Source organism: Photobacterium phosphoreum (genome assembly GCF_002954725.1).
Lineage (GTDB): Bacteria > Pseudomonadota > Gammaproteobacteria > Enterobacterales > Vibrionaceae > Photobacterium > Photobacterium phosphoreum.
Window position 1 is genome coordinate 1,028,371 of record NZ_MSCQ01000002.1, and the last position, 21,508, is coordinate 1,049,878.

Genomic DNA, 21,508 nt, shown 5'->3' on the forward strand with positions numbered 1-21,508 from the left:
CCTAGCACTTCTTGCACAAAGCAAAGCAGATTTCGTTATTTCATTCGGTGGTGGTTCTTCTCATGATACTGCTAAAGGTATCGCATTGGTTGCAGCTAACGGTGGTCATATTCGTGATTACTCTAAAGGTGTACACCTTTCTAAGAAACCACAATTGCCATTGGTAACAGTGAATACTACAGCGGGTACGGCATCAGAAATGACGGTATTTGCGATTATCACTAACCAACAAGATCAAACTAAATACCCAGTGGTTGATAAGCACTTCACACCGATTATTGCGGTTAATGATTCAGAATTAATGGTAGCAATGCCTAAATTCTTAACTGCAACTACTGGTATGGATGCATTAACTCACGCAGTTGAAGCCTATGTTTCTACCGCAGCAACGCCAATCACTGATGCGTCTGCTATTAAAGCGATTGAGTTGATTGTTAATAACTTAGAAGCAGTAGTAACTAACGGTCAAGACCGCGAAGCGCGTGATGCAATGCAGTACGGTGAGTACTTAGCTGGAATGGCATTCTCAAATGCTTCTTTAGGTTACGTGCACTCAATGGCGCACCAACTGGGTGGGGTTTATGACCTGTCACACGGTTTATGTAACGCTATTCTACTTGCTGAAGTATCACGCTTTAATGCCAAGCAAGTACCTGAGCGTTTTGTCGATATTGCTAAAGCAATGGGTATCGACACCGCAGCGATGACCCAAGAGCAAGCGGTTAATGCAGCCCTTGAAGCGATTGATGCATTATCTGAAAAGGTAGGTACTAAGCAACGTCTAGCTGATTTAGGTGTGACTGAAGATAAGCTAGCATTTATGGCACAAAATGCCCTAAATGATGCTTGTTCTTTAACTAACCCACGCCAAGCAAACCTTGCTGAGATTGTTAGTATCTTTAAAGCACGGATGTAATTACCCTGACTATCAGTAATTACAGGCGTTAATAAAAAAGACCACTGGTTTAATTATCAGTGGTCTTTTTTTTATGTCTAATCTCGATACTCACTATTTTTACTCCAACATCATTTATTGTCGACATATCGCTGATTGATATCCTTGATAAGCGAATTATCATCGATACTTACAGACAGCACACTATGAAATAAATAGCCTATATTATTAGTAATAGTTAATTGCTTTCGAAGTGATTGTTTTTATCTAAAATAGAGTAGATTATGATCCTATCAAGTCAATTATATAGTTAATCTTTTTAAGGCATAAGTTTATTAAATAAAAAACAATATCTCGTTTTATTTTTAATAACCCACTCTGTTATTTATTTAAATAAAAACAGTTAATGATAGTGGTAATATTTATGGTCACTAAAACAATAATTTAAATCAGTACGTTATGAGTAATCCCACATTTTAAAATAACGTTATTCAGCTGAATAATAGAACGCTTTAAATCTCATTTTTATATTTTATTTTAAAATAATCGTTGTATTTAACCGACTGTAACTTATTCATTTTTCATTTCGCATAAAATAAAGGACTTTATATATGAAAGCGGCTGTTGCACATGAGTTTAAAAAGAAACTTGTCATTGAAGATGTTAAGATCCCATCTATTGGTGTCAATGACGTATTAGTGAATATTAAAGCCTGTGGGGTTTGCCATACTGATATTCATGCTTGCCAAGGTGACTGGCCTGTTAAGCCTAAAATGCCTCTCATTCCCGGTCATGAAGGTGTTGGTATTGTTACCAAGGTCGGTGAAAATGTTGATCATGTAAAAGTCGGTGATCGCGTTGGAGTTCCCTTCTTATACACTGCTTGTGGCTATTGTGACTACTGCTTAGAAGGAAAAGAAACCCTTTGTCCTGATTGTCTTTACACTGGATATCATGTGGATGGCGGTTATGCCGATTACTGTAAAGCTGATGCCCGTTATATTGTAAAAATACCCGATGAGTTAGGTTTTATTGAAGCTGCACCATTATTTTGTGCTGGTGTGACGTCTTATAAAGCATTAAAAGTGAGTCAGGCAAAACCGGGAAATTGGGTTGCTATTGTTGGTGTTGGTGGTCTTGGTCACTTAGCCATACAGTATGCAGTTGCAATGGGATTAAATGTCATTGCGGTTGATACTGGTGAAAATAAAAAAGAATTGTCACTTCGATTAGGCGCCAAACATTTCATTGATTTTAAAGTTGATACCCCTGAAATTAAAATCAAAGAATTATTAGGAACAGGTGTTCATGCCGCTATTTGTTTAGCTGTATCTAAAGCAGGTTTTGAAAGTGCCTATGCCTCAGTTAGAAGAGGCGGAACACTAGTATTAGTCGGTTTACCACCAGAAGATATGCCTGTCCCTATTTTTGATACAGTCATTAATGGAATAACATTAGTTGGTTCGATTGTTGGTACTCGTCGAGATTTAGCTGAATGTCTTGATTTTGCAGCACAAGGTAAGATTAAAACAAACATTGAAGTTAGAAAACTAGAAGAAATAAATACCATTTTTGATGAACTTGAAAAAGGTGAAGTGACAGGTCGTATTGTCATGGATTACGAATAAGCATTAGATCACGCCATTATCTTTGATTAATGTTATTCATCGTTATTTTTTAGATAATACGTGATGATAATTGAAATCAATAATCAGTGATTGTAATTTTTATATTACAACCACTGATTTATTGTATTTAAATCAATTAAACTAAGACCGTCTTTGTCTCTTTTGACTCTCCTCGAATAATACGCGTTAATAAAGGCGCTATCATTAAGGTTAACAATGCAATTACTGCTGTAGTGTATCCAATAAGACTAAATATATGACTATAAATAGTGAGTGTCTGATGAGGATTTACAATACCTACAGGTGCAGCGGTTAATGTTGCAACCCAACCAGCGAAGACTGCTGCGGTCGCTAATGTTAAGAACCACATCCCCATAGCAAAGCCCATCATTCGTTGTGGAACCAGTTGAGCCACCATTGCCAACCCTAACCCCGAAACAAGTAACTCACCAATCGCCTGAAAAATATAAGATAATACCAACCAATTGGAACTGATAATACCATCACTATTTGAAAAATGAGCGCCAAGCGCCAATACTAAAAATGAGAAACTGCTAAATACCATACCAATAGCAAACTTCAATGGCATTGCAAAACGATCGCCATATTTATTATATATTATCGCCAAGATAGGACTGGCAGCCATCACCCATAATGAATTCAATGCTTGAAATTGCTCAGGTGCGACAGCAAAACCAAAGAGATCATGAGATACATTATGAATCGCAAAAAAATTTACCGATGTTGGCATCTGAAGAAATGGTACAAAAAACATAACACCTTGTAGCATTAATACAAATGCCACAATCATTTTTGCGCGTTCAAGACCATGCGTTAAAAAGGATTCACGAAAATACAAAAAAACGATAATTATACCCACAATAATCAAGATTAAATGCGCATAAAATAGATGCTGTAATAATGTTGCGCTGACAAAGCTCAATATTATGGCACCAATTAAAATACCCATATAATGAATACGATTAACGGGGTTCATATCAGGTTTTGAACCAATTTTTTTTACTATCTGACCACTGATGATAAAATTAATAATAGTAATAACAAGACCAACAGCACTTACCCCAAACGCAAAACTATAACCAAACTTCTCAGCAATCCATGGGGTTAATAATATAGAGAAAAGGGAACCTAAATTAACCGCCATATAATACATTGTAAATGCACCATCTAAGCGCGGATCATTTTCACCGTACGTTTTAGCTAGTAGACTTGATGGGTTAGCTTTAAATAAACCGTTTCCCATCGCGATAAAACCCATCGCAATATAAATTAATTTAGAATCCCCATAACCACTACTTGCTGATAATCCTAATAATGCATAACCAATAGTTAGAATCATCGCCCCAAGTTTAATTGTTCGTTTAGTACCTAATATTTTATCGCCTACCCAACCGCCAATAGCAACTGACCCAAAAACAAGTGCAGTAAAAGCACCAAATAATGTAAAGGTTACAGATTCTGACATCCCAAGAATTTTAACCATGTATACAGTTAAAATAGCTTGCATGCCATAGAAACCAAATCGTTCCCAAAACTCAATTGAAAAAATCAAATAAAACGGCTTGGGCTGCTTAAATATGCTCCTATCGGACATAAATTAATTCCTAAATAATTCGAAGGACAGCTAGTTTAAATGTGCTTATTTATAAACATAAAATTAACGCACAAATAAAAAATCAATATCTACCAGAAATGGTTTCTAATATGCTAACATTAATAGTTTAATAACTTTTATACAATTAAACTATTAATCATAATATAATCGTATAAACATCAATTCAGTATTAACACTAAATAAATAATTTATAATAATAATTACACTTATAACTATTTCCATTATTACCAAATATAAAAACACTATTCCTTAATTAGTGGTAAATCGTAAAATATATATTTTCATGAATATGCATTATTTAAATGATACTAGCGACTAATAACAACTGGAAATAACGGCAATGACGGGATTTTAATAGTTTGGCATTTAGCATGCTAAAAACAACTCAATACGGTGAGTCTTATTACTATTGTTGCACTCGTTTTAATCTTAATTAACCCTCCTGCTTAGTGTATACCTCTTCTCACATTATCTCCTTTCGATGATCAACCACCTACTCACTAACAGTTAAAAACAAAAAAACCAACTAAGCACTTAATAATAAACAAATAAAACATAACATGCATTTTAAGTGCATCTTTTATTATTGACAGACACCACCCTGAGGAATAACATGCATTCAAAATGCAACTTAAAGCGTTAGAGGAATTTAAAAATGGCTGTTCATGTTAAAAACAATATTACTTGGGTTGGACAACGTGATTGGGAAGTGCGTGATTTTCATGGCACAGAATATAAAACAACCCGTGGTACGAGCTATAATAGTTATTTAATTCGTGAAGGAAAAAATGTACTCATCGATACCGTTGATCACAAATTCACATTAGCTTTCCTACAAAATTTAGAACAAGAAATTGATCTTAACGACATTGATTTTATCGTTATCAACCATGCAGAAGAAGATCATGCTGGTGCTCTAAGTGAATTAATGAGCCGTATTCCTAATACACCTATCTATTGTACTGAAAACGCAATTGACTCAATCGTTGGTCATCACCACCACCCAGAATGGAACTTCAACACCGTAAAAACTGGCGATACGCTTGATATTGGTAATGGTAAGGCATTAGTGTTTGTTGAAACACCAATGTTGCACTGGCCTGATAGCATGATGACTTACATGACTGAAGATGCGGTTTTATTTAGTAATGATGCTTTTGGTCAACATTACTGTGATGAGCGTTTATTTAATGACGAAGTTGACCAAAACGAATTGCTTGATCAGTGCCTACGTTATTACGCAAATATTTTGACACCATTTAGTCCTCTTGTTACCAATAAGATTAAAGAAGTTCTAGGCTTTAACCTTCCAGTAGACATGGTTGCAACCTCACACGGTGTCATTTGGCGTGATAATCCAACTCAAATTATTGAGAAATACCTTGAATGGGCCAATCAATATCAAGAAAACCGCATCACTATTTTCTATGATTCTATGTCAAATAATACCCGCATGATGGCAGATGCAATTGCACAAGGGATCACTGAAGAAGACGATCAAGTCATTGTGCGTATTTTTAATGTTGCTCGTCATGATAAAAATGAAATTCTTTCCAATATGTTCCGCTCTAAAGGGGTACTTGTCGGCTCATCAACAATGAATAATGTCATGATGCCTAAAGTCGCTGGTCTACTAGAAGAAATCACTGGCTTACGCTTTAAAAATAAAAAAGCCGGTGCCTTTGGTAGCTACGGTTGGAATGGTGGCGCTGTTGATCGTATCCACGCGCGTTTAACTGATGCTGGTTTCTTCACGACCATTGGTCTTAAAACCAAGTGGCGTCCAGATGGTAAAGCATTACAAGAATGTCGTGATCACGGTAAAAAGATCGCTAAAGAATGGGCTCAAACTGAACGTCCTTATGATCATTACACACCTTTCACTACCGAAGTAACGCCAACAGCAACACTACAAGTCGTGATTGATGTTCCTAAAATAGTCGAACAAACATGTGTTGTTGAAATAGAGCCAATAACAGAGACGACAGTTAAATGTTGTGCACAAACTGCGGGTGGCCAGAAAATGTTATGCACGGTTTGTCAGTGGGTTTACGATCCTGCACTTGGTGAACCAAATCAAGGTGTTGCCCCAGGTACTGCTTGGGAAGATGTGCCTGATAGTTTCCTTTGCCCTGAATGTGGTATTGGCAAAGAAGTCTTTGAACCTATCAACTAAATGAAATGAGAGCTAACAATGTCAAATCCAATTATTGTCATTGGTAGTGGCTTCGCTGCTTACCAATGGGTGAAATCGTTTAGAAAACTGGATCAACAGACTACCATTACTTTAGTAACTGCAGATCAAGGTGCTGATTATTCTAAACCAGAACTAAGCCATGTATTTAGTCGTCATCAACAAGCGACAGATCTTATTAAACAAACGGCTACTGAGTTTGCAGCAGAGCATAATATTGAATTAATAACAGAAACAGTTATTAACGAAATTAATACTGCACAACAATGGGTGTATTTCAATCAACAACAATTACATTATTCTTCGTTAATTATTGCAACTGGTGCTACATCATTTATACCGAAGTTTGCTGGTAATGCGACCGATAAGATCATCACATTAAATAGTCTATCTGAATTACAACAAAATCAATCACAAATAAATGCCGCAAAGCATATTACTATTTTAGGGGCAGGTTTAATTGGTACTGAAATCGCGATTGATTTAGCCACTGCAGGTAAAAAAATCACACTGTGTGATAAAGCCGCAGCCATGATGCCCGCTTTACTACCAGAGTTTATTGCCGTAGAACTGCACCAAATATTAAGTCAAAAAAATATCGATCTTCAGCTAAACGCCACCATAAGTGAAATTAACACTGATGGTGAACAGCTAATAATTTCACAACAAGGACAAGAGGATATACATACAGATATCATCATCGCTGCTATGGGATTAGCACCAAGGCTTCAATTAGCACAACAGGCTGGAATCAGTACTAATCGAGGAATTATTGTCAATAATATGCTACAAACCTCAGCAACTAATGTCTACGCCATTGGCGATTGTGCTGAGATCAACGGTAAAATTAGTGCGTTTATTCAACCCATCATGTTATCAGCAATGGCACTTGCAAAAACATTAGCAGGTACACCAACGCCGTTATCTCTGCCTCCAATGTTAATTAAAGCAAAAACACCATGGTTACCGTTAAGTTTAGCGGGAATCACAACCGCTATAGATATTCATTGGCAAATTGAACGAGATCATGAAGGTTATATTGCTAAAGCACATACAGCGGATAAAACACTTATTGGATTTATCGCTTCTCATAATAAACAAAAACAGGTATTCGCATTGTTAAGACAGTTACCACCTGCATTATAAATATACCTGATTACCACCGAGCCTCAGCGAGTTTAAGCAACCGCTCAGGCATCGGTGCTGTTTGAATATTTGAATAAATAAGCTGGGAAAATATCTGTCAAAGATAGCCCGCCTAAGGCGAGACCTTAAACACGACTAATTAATCATTTTTCTGATTCTGTCGCAAAGTTGCAATATTAAAATACCACTTTCTTGCTGCTGGCCAACGATGGTCGTCCAATATTGGTGTTTTTCGAATGTTGTCATAGTTCCTCCTTCTAGTCGAAAAACTATGACAAAATCAACTGCAATTAGAATGTATGGTTAATTAAGCGCTTACATTCTAATAAAAACCCATAAATTATTTACACGCAATCGTGAAATCTGCTTTCATCCATTACTGTTGGTATTATCAAAAACGTTATAAAAGCTTTACTGCAATATGACCATTACAGGAAGTAATTAAACGACAAGGAAGAAATAACGAATAATCAATATAGATATGACTATCCAATTAAAATAAAGACCTCCGATCAAATAAGTGTATGGCATGAATTTAATCATTAATAATAGTGATATTAGTTGTATAACTATGCCTGTCTTATTTATATAAAACAATTATAAAATAATATTAAAGAACGATCATTCATTAGAAAATGAATATAAGTAATATTATACCTCTCATACAAAGTATAATATTACATCCAACAATTTCCTTATCAAAAAAATAAAACGTAATATATATATGTTAGTTATCCAAATCTGAAATCAAATATTTATATAATGGTAGGCTGTCATCGTATCAACATAATTAAATAAAATGTAACATTGTTAAGTATATTAACAACAAGCGTTATTAAATGATAAAATATCGCTTTAGTTGTGTTTCATATGAAAACAATTTGTATTTTATAAGGTCATTATCATGATGAATCAAATTAAAAGATTAAACTTTCAGATCATTCCTGCTCAGATATTTATTTTTGCATTTTGGATTAAGAATGGTTTTATTGATAAATTTTTTGGCGTTACTATTGCTGCATTCTTTCCTACAGAAGCAAATAAAGGCGATTCATGGGCTGGATGGGAGTCATATATAACGGGAAATTGGAATAAGTCTGATTTAGCACATATAATCTTTACACCAGCTTATAATTACTTGTTCCCTGTAATAGTTTTACTTCAATGTTTACCTGCAATTATAATTGTTATTGCTATAATTAAAGGTGAATTTTTACATGGAAAAGATCAAGTATTTACTCAACGAGCAGCCACCGCATCATTATTTGTAACGAGTGTTTTATTATTTAGCCAAACTATTGCAGGTGCACCTGATGGTCAGTACCTATGGCAGTTATTAGGCTTAGGTATGATTTTAATAATGTATATAAAAAGTATTAATAAATAGCACCTTTTAATTATAGCCTCTTTTATAGAGGCTTTTAATACATTTAAAGGTGAATTAATGGCATATTTTAGCAATTTAACTGAACGTTATAATCATTGGGCTAGTGAGCCCGACAGAATAAGCATCATAACATTTATTGTTATCGTCGCTATGTTCACATTTACTATTATTGCAATAACCGTTATAAGTATTTTTGATAAAATCATTAAGCATTAACTTTAAAAATTAATGCTTAAATCAGTCGTGAGCAACAGTCACCCGTATGGCATTACCCTGACTATCAGTAATTACAGCGTTTAAGAAAAAGACCACTCATTAAATTATCAGTGGTCTTTTTATGTCTAGCCTTAATTCTGAATATTTTTATATTTGCTCAGTTAAGATTGCTTCGCCATCACTTCAAAGTTATTGATACCAAAAATACCTTTCACATCATGATCACCAAGTTGCTTATTCATTTCTTCAAATGTTTGCTCTGGATTAAGATCGTTAAATAGTTCTGGGTGAATCCACTTGGCGAAATACTCAAGTGCAACAAGGTTATAAGGCGAGTTATAAAAAGGTTTATATACCGCGTAAACATCCTTAGTTTGGAATGCCTTAGTTGCTTTTAACCAATCACGTGACATCAGCAGTTTAGTTTGATCCGCAATGGCTTGATTATTCATTGCATAACCTAGCGGGATACCATGGGTCGCTTTGCCCGTTTTCTTGTCGATCCATCCCGCTGATTGCATAATATAAACATCAGTGTTGGAGGTAATAATCGTTTCGGGTGACATCACCCCTTTATGTGCACCTTTTAATGGCTTTTCTGCGATGTTCTCCGCTTTTAACAGCGTAATAAAGTCGCTCATATTGCCACCTGAATACGTATCGCAACAAGATTCAAAAGTGTAACCTGCCGCGGTCTCAAGAAAGACATTTTTTGGCTTAATTTCAGGGTGCTGCGCGATCACATTTTTAATATGGTTCAAATGTTTAAGATAGTAATCAGAGAATGCTTGACCCCGTTGCTCTTGACCTAGTGCTGTTGCAACGGTAGTGACTGAGTTTAAGGTATTCTCAATGGTCTTATCGCGGAAATCCGCGGTGATCACTTGAATACCTGCGGCATCTAACTTACGGATCAGGCCGGTTGACTGGGCTTTTTTAGCACTATCTAACCCAATGATTAGCACATCAGGTTTAGGTTTCATGTTAATAAAGGCTTCAGCGTCAAACTGTCCTTTACTGATCTTACCGATGGTATGCGCCTTCGCTAATGATGGGTAACGTTTAAGGTAAATATCATACATGCTAGGGGCAGAATTTTTCATATCATCACGCATCGCAACTAAATGCTTGCCCGCATTTTTGCCGTAAACGATCTCTAATAACGGAAAGTTACGCGCGGTGCCCAGTGCAATATGCTCAGGTTGATGATCTAACGTGATCGAACGACCGGTAATATCAGTGACGGTCATTGGGTAATCAGCAGCAAATGCAGAGCAAGAAACAAGAACGCTAACAGTAAGAGTTAATATTTTTAAGCGAGTTTTCATAATAAAGCCTTATTGGAAATTAAAAATCGTAACGAATGCCGATCATTTGTTGGATGTCGTTGTGTACCGTGTCGAAATTAATCGCCGCATAGGTTCTAAATTGGCTATTCCATCTTGCAGTAATATCCGCGTTAACCGCCCGAGTATCATCAACTTGATCAAAATTCAATTCACCAAAACCGATAGTCGCTTTATATATTGAGTTAATCTTATAAGCCGCAACAACGTCGTAACCGTTACCGGTTTTTCCCTTAACTTTCTGCCTCGTATATAACGTACCAAGGTATAATTTATCTAACTGATAACCTAAACCAATATCAAATTGTTGTTTTGATTGCTGCTGAACTTTGGCTTGTTTAGCGTAACCTATCGCAGTGGTGAATCCGCTATCACCAATCGCTTGGGCACCAGCAATAGAGAAACCACCATCAAAGTCACCTTTGTTTTTACCTTCTGCTCCGGCATAATTTGCGCTTAAAGTGGTTCCGAAGTCGTTGGCATAGGTGGTGGCAAGGCTGTTGGCGACTCGCTTGCCGACTTTGAACTTGTCAGCAGCAACCGCGCCATAAGCGGCTTGAATATCGGTAATATCGGTCACGACACTCATCGAACCATCCGTTTTACCGTAAACGAGGGTTGCATAACCGTTATCTAAAGCCGCTTTAATCCCGACATATAAGTGGCGCGTTTTTTCTGATTTAGCTTTAAATTCCTGCTCAAATACGCCGATTCCGCTAATTGTTTCTGTCAGCTTTGTTTCGCCAGAGATCTTAAGTCTAGTACGACTTAAATCACTAATATCATGATCATTATTTTCTGCCCTTGCTTCAACTCGACCACCAATATTCAGTTTTGAGTCATCTGTTTTATAAAGACTTGCTGCATTCACGGTTCCACTTACTGTGGCTAAACATAACATCCCCAAAGCGAGCTTCTTACTACTAATCAAAATCACCTCAATCATTATTTAATATTACCTTACGGCAAAAAGATAATGAGAATAATAATCATTTAATACTTTCTGTCAATTTTTGTTACACCTTTATTCCTAAAAAAGAATTATTATTCACTATGAGCATGTAAAAGAAGGGGATTATAAAAAGACAGAAACAATTTGCCATCGATGATGTTGTAAGCATTGCACAACTAGCGAATTGAAGCAGCTAAAGAGAAGATTAAAATCAGTAAATACAACCAGATAAAATTAGTTTTTTTATTAATTTAATTAAGGTGAAAGTTTACAACATAGCGACAACAAAAGAAAAAACGCAAGCGGTATCGTCATGTAAACGAAAGAAGAGGAAATGAGGAGGAAGAAAAAGGACTGCCTCGTAAGCTAATTGTTCAGGATTAACTTAACGAGGCATAAGATTTTCGTAGCCGAATAAATTTATTTGAAATCATTACTTTAAACAATAGTTGTTGTTTTATTTTGTGGTGTTGACCTCATAATCTGATGTTTTAAGTCAAAAAAATCCGAACAAACAATAACGTTGTTCGGATTTTAATCACTTAATATCAATCACTAATCTATTTTAAAGGCGCTACGCTTTTGCTGCATGCTTATCTAAATATTCTAAAACAAGCTTACGATCAGCAGCACTTAAGCCTGCACGTGGGAACATACTTTGCGTGATCCCAGCCCATTGCCCTCGAGTATGTGCTGCGGGGTTCGGTGCAGCATGACACATAGTACAACTCGCATAGAATATTTCTTGGCCACGGCTAATCTTCGGTGCAACCTTACCCGCATTCGCTTTATGCAGTAATGCAATACGACCATCAATATTTAAATCAACCATAGGTAAAATAGAACCATCATTTGGCCCTGTTGGTTGTTCGATCATTGGTGGTTCATAGGCTTTGTTTGGTGAACATGGATCGGTACATTTTTTATAGTACGCTAAACAAGTATTCGCACTTGTCCCTTGGCTTAATCCACCACATGCTTGATCAGAGGTAATAATATTAATCTGCCCACTATTACAACGACCCAATTTATCCAACTGTAACCATGCGCCTTCATGTAAACAAGCCACACCACGACGCACTTCATTAGATAATTTAGCACCACAAAGTAGTGCACCACGTTCATTGTGTAATTCGACAAGATCGCCATCAACAATACCTTGATCATGCGCATCTTGCTCATTGATCAATAAATATTGACGCCCATCAACACACTCATAACGATTGGTATCTGCGTTTGCCATTTGTGAGTGTAAACGCATCCAAGGATGAGGACTAAGAATATGCAATTGGCCTTTTTTAGCATTTCCTAAAAATTCAAATGGCTGCATATAAGTCGGTACAGGAGGACAATCGTCCAATTTCATTTTAGCGATTGATTCACTGTACAGCTCAATTTTACCTGATGGAGTATGTAACGGATGCTTTTCAGGATCATCATAAAAATCCCCATGACGTTGCCAATAATCAGCACTTTCTGGGGTTGGCATAACGGTAACACCATCTTTCCAGAATTCATCAAACGGTTTAATTTTAGCGGCAGTTGATGATTCGTATGCTGTTTTAAGCAACGTCATCATATCTTTACCTGTAGTATATTTATCTTCTACATGGAAAATTTTGGCTAAACGACGGAAAATTTCAAAGTCATCTAAACTTTCACCATAAGGTTCGATAACTTGCTGCATAGCATAAACTTTATTATTGCTATACGTACCACCAGAAGTAATATCGGTCCGTTCTAATGCGCTGGTTGCAGGTAAGACAATATCGGCAAATCTTGCTGATGCACACCACCATGTATCTTGACAAACATAAGTCTCAACTTTGTCATTCATGGCCTTGATTAGAGCATTAAGGTTTTGTTGGTGTGAGAATAAATTATTACCTGAATTATATACCATTGATATATCGGGGAATTTCAACGTTTGTCCATTGTAAGTAAATGACTTACCCGGATTACGTAACATTTCAGTTTGAAGCACAACCGGACAACCCGCAGAAATAGGATTAAAACCTTGGCCGAGTGTCACTGGTAATGATGAACCCGATTGTGGCATACCACCGTTACCATAATGCCAGCTAAAACCAAATCCTTCGCCAGCCTTACCAATTTTACCAGCCATTGCCGCAAAGTTAATAATTGACCAGTGGATCATTTCACCATGATCGGCACGTTGAACCGCCCAACCCGCGGCAATTTGAGTCTTTTTAGTTTTAAATAATACCGCCAGCTTTTTAATTTCATCGGCTGGAATACCGGTTATTTTAGCTGCCCATTCAGGGGTTTTAGCGACACCATCTTGTTTACCCAATAAGTAATCAAGATATTGCTCATAACCGACGGTATATTTTTTTAAATACTCAAGATCGGCTAATTTTTGATCTTGTAAATGGAAAGCCATCGCATTAAATAATGCCGTATCAGTTCCAGGAATAATTGACACCCATTCACTGTCTAAATTACGATCGGTCGTGGTACGTTTAGGGTTAATTGAAATAAACTTAATCCCTTTTTGTTTCCATTTCAGCCAATGGCTTTGCATTTGATGATCAGCAACGCGGAATTCAACACGGTTTGTTTTCCAAGGATCACTACCAACTAAAACAAATACTTCAGTGTGCTTTTCAATAACAGGCCAAGCCGTTTGTGGTGAATACACTTCCATATCGCCGACAATATGCGGCAAAATAACCGTAGATGCACCTGCTGAGTAATCGCCAATAGTGGTACTACAACCACCAATGAGATTAAAGAAACGACCTTGAACAACAGGTGGGCGCAATAAACCCGTATTTGACCAACCATCATACGATGAGTCAAAAATACCTTGGTTACCTTTATTTTCGATAGTATGTAAAATCGCACTTGCTGTTAATTGCAAGGCAGTGTCCCAACTTACACGTACAAATGGCTCTTTACCGCGTAATTCAGGCTTAGTATCACCGCCTAAATTTTCTAAATATGACTTACGTACCATTGGATATTGAATACGTGTTTTATTGTAAGTACGGCTTAATAAACCTTCTAATAACATCTCTGTAGGTAATGGATCAATTTCTTTACGAGGTTGAATACCAATTAATTTACCGTCTTTTACTACACCATAGAAAGCTCCCCAATGGCTAGCACTCGGAATTAACAACGTATCATCAGCAAATGCAAAATTGGCGGGGAATAATGTTAAACCATTTGCTGCAATAGCAGTTGCTACAGCAGATTTAAGAAAGTTTCGACGAGAGATAGGCATAATAGCTCCAATTGCCATTTTATATATCTAAGCGACTTCAAAATAATGAAATTAAACGTATTGAATTTAATGATTAATTACTAATGACAATTATTTCTATTTTGCCAATAGCCATTATTAACAGTACGTAACATATCGACTATTTTTAATAGCTTTGTTTTTATTTTTAATAGAATCTTGGGGAATATTACACTTTATTTCATATTTAAATAAATAATAAAAAAACAAACAGTGATTGTATTAATGAATGGATAATCAATAAAATATTTGATACCGATTATGATTTATCTATAAATAAGCCGAATAAAAAAAATCCTACGGTGTTTACCGTAGGATTTATGATGTAACAAATATAATTAATTATTATACTTTATTATATTACAGCTTATCGAGCACCAACAGGTAACGTATCAGCATGTAAGAACTCACCAATACCCGTATCAGGTGGTGTCGAATCTTCAGTCGCTCCCCAACGTTTATTCGGGGTACCTCCCATGATGAATACTAGATCGCCACCATACATAATAATTAGTTAACACTCGGTTTTTTATTGGTCATCACAAAATGCAGTTCACCACCAGCCCGAATTTTACTATGGTCAAAAGTATAATTATTACCCAGAGGTTTACCATTAATCGTTACTGATTCAACATAAAGGTTATCAGGGCTATTATTTTCAGCAGTGATAGTAAATTGACCGCCGTCGACATCAAATTTCACTTCATCAAACAATGGTCGCCCAATAGTATAAACTGGCTCACCTGGGTTAACTTGATAGAAACCTAATGCGCCCATGATGTACCATGCTGACATTTGACCCACATCTTCATTACCAATTAAGCCTTCCTTGGTTGGGTGGAAGAATTCTTTCATTGCCTGATCGACATATTCTTGAGTTTTCCAAGGCTCAGCCGTCCAGTTATACAGATATGGCACATGATGATCGGGTTCATTACCCATAATAAACTGACCGATATAACCTGTCATATCCCCTTGAGAGGTATCAGCTTTGTCGTTCGCGGTAAATAAGGCGTCTAAGTTTTGTAAGAAACCCGCCTCACCGCCCATAGTCTGTTTTAAACCCGCGATATCGTGCGGGGCAAACCAACTCCATTGCCATGTATTACCTTCCGTGAAATCTTGACCACGGTGCTCAGCGCGATAAGGCCAGAAAATATCAAATGACGTCGTATCATTAATGTCACAGTTAGCTGGCAACGGCGCAATCGGATCGCCTTGGCCGTCAATGGCACATGATGGATAGTTATTTACCCAAGTGCCATCGTGATTTTTAGGACGCATAAATCCAGTGGAACCATATTTACCATATTCGCTAACATTATGATCAAAGTAAGGTTTATAAGCTTGTGAGCGTGCCATGTAACGTTGATATTGTGCGTCATCACCTGCCAATTTAGCAATTTGGGCAATACACCAATCGTAATAAGCATTTTCTAAACCGTATGACACCGATTCATTGACCAGTTCATCGTATTTATCTTGGGCGATACCACCATCTTGGGATTGTTTCTTAGCGTCTGCTGGCACATAACCGTGTTGCTCAGCATATTCACCATGACGGGTCATGACCGTAAAGCGTTTATCACCATTCCACGCATCTTTATAAGGTACCCAATCTTGGGTAATAGTAAGATCAAAGTTTGCTGACACATCCGCCGCTTGAAGGGCTAATTCAAAATCTTGCTGAGTAAATGCCTCTGGATATTTAACCATTACATCGGCAATGACTGATACCGCAGGGTAACCAACCATTTCACCCGTGTAGTCAGAATGTAATTCCCACTTAGGTAATACACCACCTGTTTTAAATTTATTCATTAAATCATGGGCATATTCAATCGCACGATCTTTATCAATAATGGTTTTAAGAGGGTGTGCAGCGCGGAATGTATCCCACATTGAATAGACTGAATAGTTCGTAAATCCGGCTTCGGCTTGATGGACTTTACCATCCATACCACGGTATTTACCGTCTACGTCTTGATACACAAACGGCGCCACATAAGTGCGGTAAAGCGAAGTATAGAACATGGTTTTATCCGCTTGTGTACCGCCTTTAATAGTGAATTTATTTAACACATCCGCCCATTGTTGCTGGTTATCTGTCACCACATCATCAAAATCATAACCATTGGTATCAGCATTTAAGTTCGCTATTGCGCCATCAATGCCTGTACCTGAAATCGCAATTTTGACCGTAATCGGTTGTTCACCAGCCCCAAAATTTAAATGGGTCACCACATCACTAATACGCTCACGCTTATCACCATAGCCTTGATAATCCGCTAAGCCGACTTCTGTTGCTGCGGTTTGTTTGCCATCGACATATGCCATGTGGCCACTGAACGGTTCTGAAAACTCCGCATAAAAATAGACTGTTTGCCATTGGCCCCACTCATTACTGGTACGCGCGCCAGCAATGGCATTATCCGCCACTTTTTTATAGTAAATACTACGAGAGTGATTACCGTATTGTTCCAATAGCTCATGTTGTAAATCAATTTTCACTTTGCGATCTGCGCCATCAGGAAAACTATAACGTTGAAAAGCAACCCGATCCGTGGCGGTTAATTCAGCTTTTACTTTGGTTTCAATCAGATCAACCGCGTAATAACCGACTTTGGAAACTTCTGTTTGCTTATCCATGGTAACGGCTGTCGAATGAAAACCAGTATATGGTAGGAAAGCAAAATCATTAAGATCGCCTTTGCCCGCACCGGAAATATGGGTAGTACTAAAACCAGACAGTTGATTTAAATAATGATGATAATCAGACGGTGAGCCTTTACCGCCCCAGTTATTCGGGTTCCAATTATCAGGACTTGGCTGAATCATCCCTTCTGGCGTCACAGGACTTGGATTAACGTTGCCTAAACCATTAGTACCGATCAAAGGATCAACATATTTTAATACTGCCAATGTTGACTGCTGATCATCCTTATTGGTTGGCGATCCTGATCCATTGTCATTATTACACCCACTAAGGCTGATTGAGAGTGCGATTGCTGCTGCAACTATTGACGGTTTAAACATCGTATATCCATCCTTTTATGTATTACATCACTTAATTATCAAAGCGATAGTAATCGTATTAAAACAATTTCATTAATTAGGAAGAGAGTATTTATTCGCTATTGAATTAATAATTACCACCGTATCCTGGTGATATTATTAAGAATAAAAAAATAAGGTGATATAGGATAAATTACGCATTCACTGCATATTTGTAGCCATTATAAATCATTGGAACTAGGCTCCCATTGTTATATAAATATATTGTGACTCAACATCACTATTTATTATTTATGTTTTAATAGCCAATTTGATTAATATTGCTATCTTTAAATAAAAAATCCCATAACAAAGGTCATGGGATTTATATTAACTATTTTTATTTACATTAACTGATGCTATTAACGCGCACCAACAGGTAACGTATCAGCATGTAAGAATTGACCAATACCCGTATCAGGTGGCGTCGAATCAGCAGCTGCTCCCCAAAGTTTATTCGGGGTATCTCCCATAGTGAACACTAAATCGCCACCGTACATGATCTCATCATGGGTTAAGTAAGTACGGTTAAACGCTTTGCCATTGAACGTGGCATTTTGAATAAAGATATTCTCACGACTTACGTTCTTAGCGGTAACGTTAAACGACTGACCATTACCCACATCAATCGACGCAGTTTCAAACATTGGCGTACCAATTTCATAAATACTGCCTGCATTCACTGGATAGAAACCTAGCGCACGGAACACAAACCATGATGACAGAGTTCCAAAGTCATCATTACCACAAATACCATCAGCGGTGTTGTCGTAACAAACATTAGTTGAGGCTGCAATAGCCGCTTGAGTCTTCCATGGTTGCCCAACGTAGTTATACAAATAAGACACATGCAGATCAGGTTCATTACCTTGTACGTGTTGACCTACGTTACCAGTATTAAACACCGGGAACTGGTTATCACCTGCATTACGGTCTGGGTATGTTGACCAATATTCATCTAAACGTGCTGCAAATAATTCGCCCTCTTTTGCTTCAGGGTTAAACTTACGATCCGCTTGAGTCATCAGATCTTTTAGACCATGAATATCATGTTGCACACTAAAGAAGTACTGCCAACCATTTGATTCAGAGAACGCCCAGTTAAACATATCTGGACGCCAATCTTTACCCGTATTTCCACCAGTTACAGGATCGGTCCAGTTCTTATCGATAAACTGGCCATTATTATCACGGGCTTTAAACCACCCTTTCCACGGTGTATTGGCTTCACCACCGAAATCAAATTGTGATTGCCAGTTATTTGAACGGTTAGCAAATTCAGTGTAACGCGGATCATCTTCGCCAAACACCAATGCAATTGACTTTGCAATCATCCAATCGTTCATTGAATATTCAAGTGAATATGACGCTGTCCATGAATCTTTAAACGGTGAGTGCTTACCGTATGAGTCGGTTTCTGTATCATGCAGTTGAGCCGGCACCCAACCATTTTTCTCATATTCACCAATCCATGATACGCCTTGGCTGGTTGCCCCACGTGCATCCGTTACCATTGCAGTAATTAAGCGCGCTTTAATATCATCTTGATCTGTTTGACTAAAACCAAGCTCTGTCATACGGGCATCAAGAATACCTTTTTCCAACACATCATAAATAACCGGGGTTGAGTGCATCCCCATCATCATGCCGGTTTCATTACCTTTAAATGTCCACTCAGGTAAGCGTCCCTTTCGAGATTCACTTGCGTTACCTTCGGCATCAAGTGGCGTAAACTCTTCTTCAGCATAAGAGAGCATCGATAGCACAACATCTGCTAATGCATTTGGGGTAAAGATAGATGCAAGCGGTTGCACATTACGGTAGGTATCCCAGAGTGAGAAAGTGTCATAACGAGTAAAGTCAGCCTTACCATCATTGTTAGCATCGGCTAAACGAACATCATCCACTAAAGGTGCTTCTTTACCCCAAGATGGACGACCATTTGGATAAGCATTACGACCTTGGAAGGCACGATAATATTTACCATCAAGATCTGAGTGAGTAGTTTGACCTAAGAAAGCATGGTACATAGCGGTATAGAACGTTTGCTTATAGGTTTCATCACCTTCAACTGTTACTTTACCAAGCAATGCTTCCCATTCTTCAGTCGCTTCTAAACGTACATCATCAAAATCTTTATCGGCAACTTCAGTCAAGTTTAAGAATGCGCCGCTTAATGGTGCTTTATTGGTGCCATCATTACCAATCGCGGTGCTTGATAATGCCAATTTCGCTTCAACCGCGAGTCCTTGTTTTGAAGTGTCAAATTCAACATAAGCGCGGGCATATTGGTACTTACCGAACACATCACGATCATTAACGGCATCATAGGTTTGAGAGCCGTTAATCGAGCCTATTTCAGTAAACTCAGCGGGGGCATTAACGTATTGTTTGGTTTCTTGGTCGTAATAAGCAAAACGGACATTTTTGATCGGTTGATCAAATTCCATCACAAAAAATTCTTTCTGAGATGCCGCCCAACCATCTGACAGTCGGTGACCAATCAAACGGTTATTGTCTTTATCCCACCGAATAAAAGAATCTGAGGTGTAATCCCAGTTAAGCTTAAAGCCAGTATTAACAATAATTTCAGATTTTTGATCGCGCGGGAAAGTATAACGATGAACACCAACCCGATCCGATGCGGTTAATTCTGCTTTAATATCGTAATCAAGCAAATCGACTTTGTAATAACCCGCAGTAGCCTGCTCATCTTTATGTTTAAAGTGTGATGCTTCTAAGTTCAGAGTCGCTGAACCTTCGTTGATCATAAAATCAGAACGAGAGTTAATTGGCATCACTAAAATGTCATTTAAATCCCCTGCACCAGCGCCTGATAAGTGAGTATGTGAAAAGCCACTGGTACGGGCATCATGATAATAATAACCCGAAATATATTCCCAACCATTAGAGCCATTATTGGGAGACAATTGCACCATACCGTTTGGCGTTGTCGCACCAGGGTAGGTATTGCCTAAGTTTCCGGTACCAATAAATGGGTTAACATAGCGGGTTACCTCCATACCTGATAAATCAACCGGAATATGTACTCCCATGTCAATAACAGGCTTTTCGGTACTCGGTTTATCATCACATTCTTCATCGCCTGTAGGTGGACAAACGGGCTTATCACCCTCTTCAACCGGTGGTAAAATATCACTGCCGTTACCATTAGGATTAGTAACATTCACATCAATATTATTAGTTTCATCATCACAGCCAGTAAGACCTAATGTGCCTGCGATAACAGCCATTGCAAGTAGGGTGCGTTTGAATTTCATTTCAAATCCTTTTGTTATTAATTTGATGTATATTCACGATAAGAAATAGCATTCAACGTATGAACTTATTTCTTATCGTTATATTTAAATGACACTTTGTTTTATTAATCGCAGGCATTATTAAAAATAAATATTTATGACGATATAGGATAAATTACGCATTAACTGTATATTTGTAACTATTGAAAATAGCTGTGAGTAGGATCTCATTGTTATATAGCTATATTTTGGCTCAATATCACAGTTTATTTTTCATAAAAAGACAATATCAATAACACTGCCGTTAATTTTATATTTAAATTAACACGGATCTATTTATTTAGAGAATACTGCGTAACATCACATAAATATACATCGGATATAATCGTGCTATAAAGATGACTATTATCCAGTTTCTATATTTAACATTTGAGTAATAATAATCTAACAATTTAAATATAGAAATATTGTCATGATCATCCCAGAAAAATGACCTTTAGCAGCATGCAGTACCCACTCATGCTGC

General features: G+C 37.4%; 11 protein-coding genes. 5 read left to right on the plus strand and 6 right to left on the minus strand.

The genetic code is table 11. The annotated features are described in order from the left end of the window. On the plus strand, nt 1-916 hold a 916-nt coding region (locus BTO21_RS16490), incomplete at its 5' end, for an iron-containing alcohol dehydrogenase (RefSeq protein WP_105026916.1). Nucleotides 917-1,506: 590 nt separating this feature from the next. Then, complete coding sequence (gene adhP, locus BTO21_RS16495) at nt 1,507-2,523, plus strand: alcohol dehydrogenase AdhP (protein ID WP_045032267.1); 1,017 nt, start codon at nt 1,507-1,509, stop codon at nt 2,521-2,523. A gap of 136 nt (nt 2,524-2,659) precedes the next feature. On the opposite strand, the gene dtpA is transcribed toward adhP, so the two are convergent. Continuing rightward, nucleotides 2,660-4,138 carry a dipeptide/tripeptide permease DtpA gene (gene dtpA, locus BTO21_RS16500; protein ID WP_045032269.1) on the minus strand — a complete coding sequence of 493 codons (1,479 nt, stop codon included), beginning with the start codon at nt 4,136-4,138 and terminating at the stop codon, nt 2,660-2,662. A gap of 676 nt (nt 4,139-4,814) precedes the next feature. Here dtpA and norV point away from each other — a divergent pair. The 3 genes from norV (at nt 4,815) to BTO21_RS16515 (ending at nt 8,886) form a co-directional block, all read left to right on the plus strand. Continuing rightward, nucleotides 4,815-6,335 carry an anaerobic nitric oxide reductase flavorubredoxin gene (gene norV / locus BTO21_RS16505; RefSeq protein WP_045032271.1) on the plus strand — a complete coding sequence of 507 codons (1,521 nt, stop codon included), beginning with the start codon at nt 4,815-4,817 and terminating at the stop codon, nt 6,333-6,335. Nucleotides 6,336-6,353: 18 nt separating this feature from the next. Continuing rightward, on the plus strand, nt 6,354-7,499 hold the full coding sequence (norW, locus tag BTO21_RS16510) for an NADH:flavorubredoxin reductase NorW (protein WP_045032273.1): 1,146 nt from the start codon (nt 6,354-6,356) through the stop codon (nt 7,497-7,499). 904 nt (nt 7,500-8,403) lie between these two features. Next, nucleotides 8,404-8,886, plus strand: a complete 483-nt coding sequence (locus BTO21_RS16515; RefSeq protein ID WP_232572670.1) for a hypothetical protein — start codon at nt 8,404-8,406, stop codon at nt 8,884-8,886. 377 nt (nt 8,887-9,263) lie between these two features. Here the strand turns inward: BTO21_RS16515 and BTO21_RS16520 are convergent, their stop codons facing one another. From BTO21_RS16520 to BTO21_RS16540, 5 genes are all read right to left on the minus strand, one after another. After that, the gene (locus BTO21_RS16520; RefSeq protein WP_045032275.1) at nt 9,264-10,430 is read right to left on the minus strand and encodes an ABC transporter substrate-binding protein; all 1,167 of its coding nucleotides are present in this window, start codon (nt 10,428-10,430) and stop codon (nt 9,264-9,266) included. A 19-nt stretch (nt 10,431-10,449) separates the two neighbouring features. Continuing rightward, the gene (locus tag BTO21_RS16525; RefSeq protein WP_045032277.1) at nt 10,450-11,394 is read right to left on the minus strand and encodes a porin; all 945 of its coding nucleotides are present in this window, start codon (nt 11,392-11,394) and stop codon (nt 10,450-10,452) included. A gap of 580 nt (nt 11,395-11,974) precedes the next feature. After that, nucleotides 11,975-14,650: a molybdopterin-dependent oxidoreductase gene (locus BTO21_RS16530; protein ID WP_045032279.1), complete on the minus strand. Its 2,676-nt coding sequence runs from the start codon at nt 14,648-14,650 to the stop codon at nt 11,975-11,977. A 528-nt stretch (nt 14,651-15,178) separates the two neighbouring features. Next, a complete protein-coding gene (locus tag BTO21_RS16535; RefSeq protein ID WP_045032281.1) occupies nt 15,179-17,704 on the minus strand; it encodes a GH92 family glycosyl hydrolase in 2,526 nt (841 codons plus the stop codon). A 380-nt stretch (nt 17,705-18,084) separates the two neighbouring features. Beyond that, nucleotides 18,085-21,003: a GH92 family glycosyl hydrolase gene (locus tag BTO21_RS16540; protein WP_045032283.1), complete on the minus strand. Its 2,919-nt coding sequence runs from the start codon at nt 21,001-21,003 to the stop codon at nt 18,085-18,087. Nucleotides 21,004-21,508: the final 505 nt, after the last annotated feature.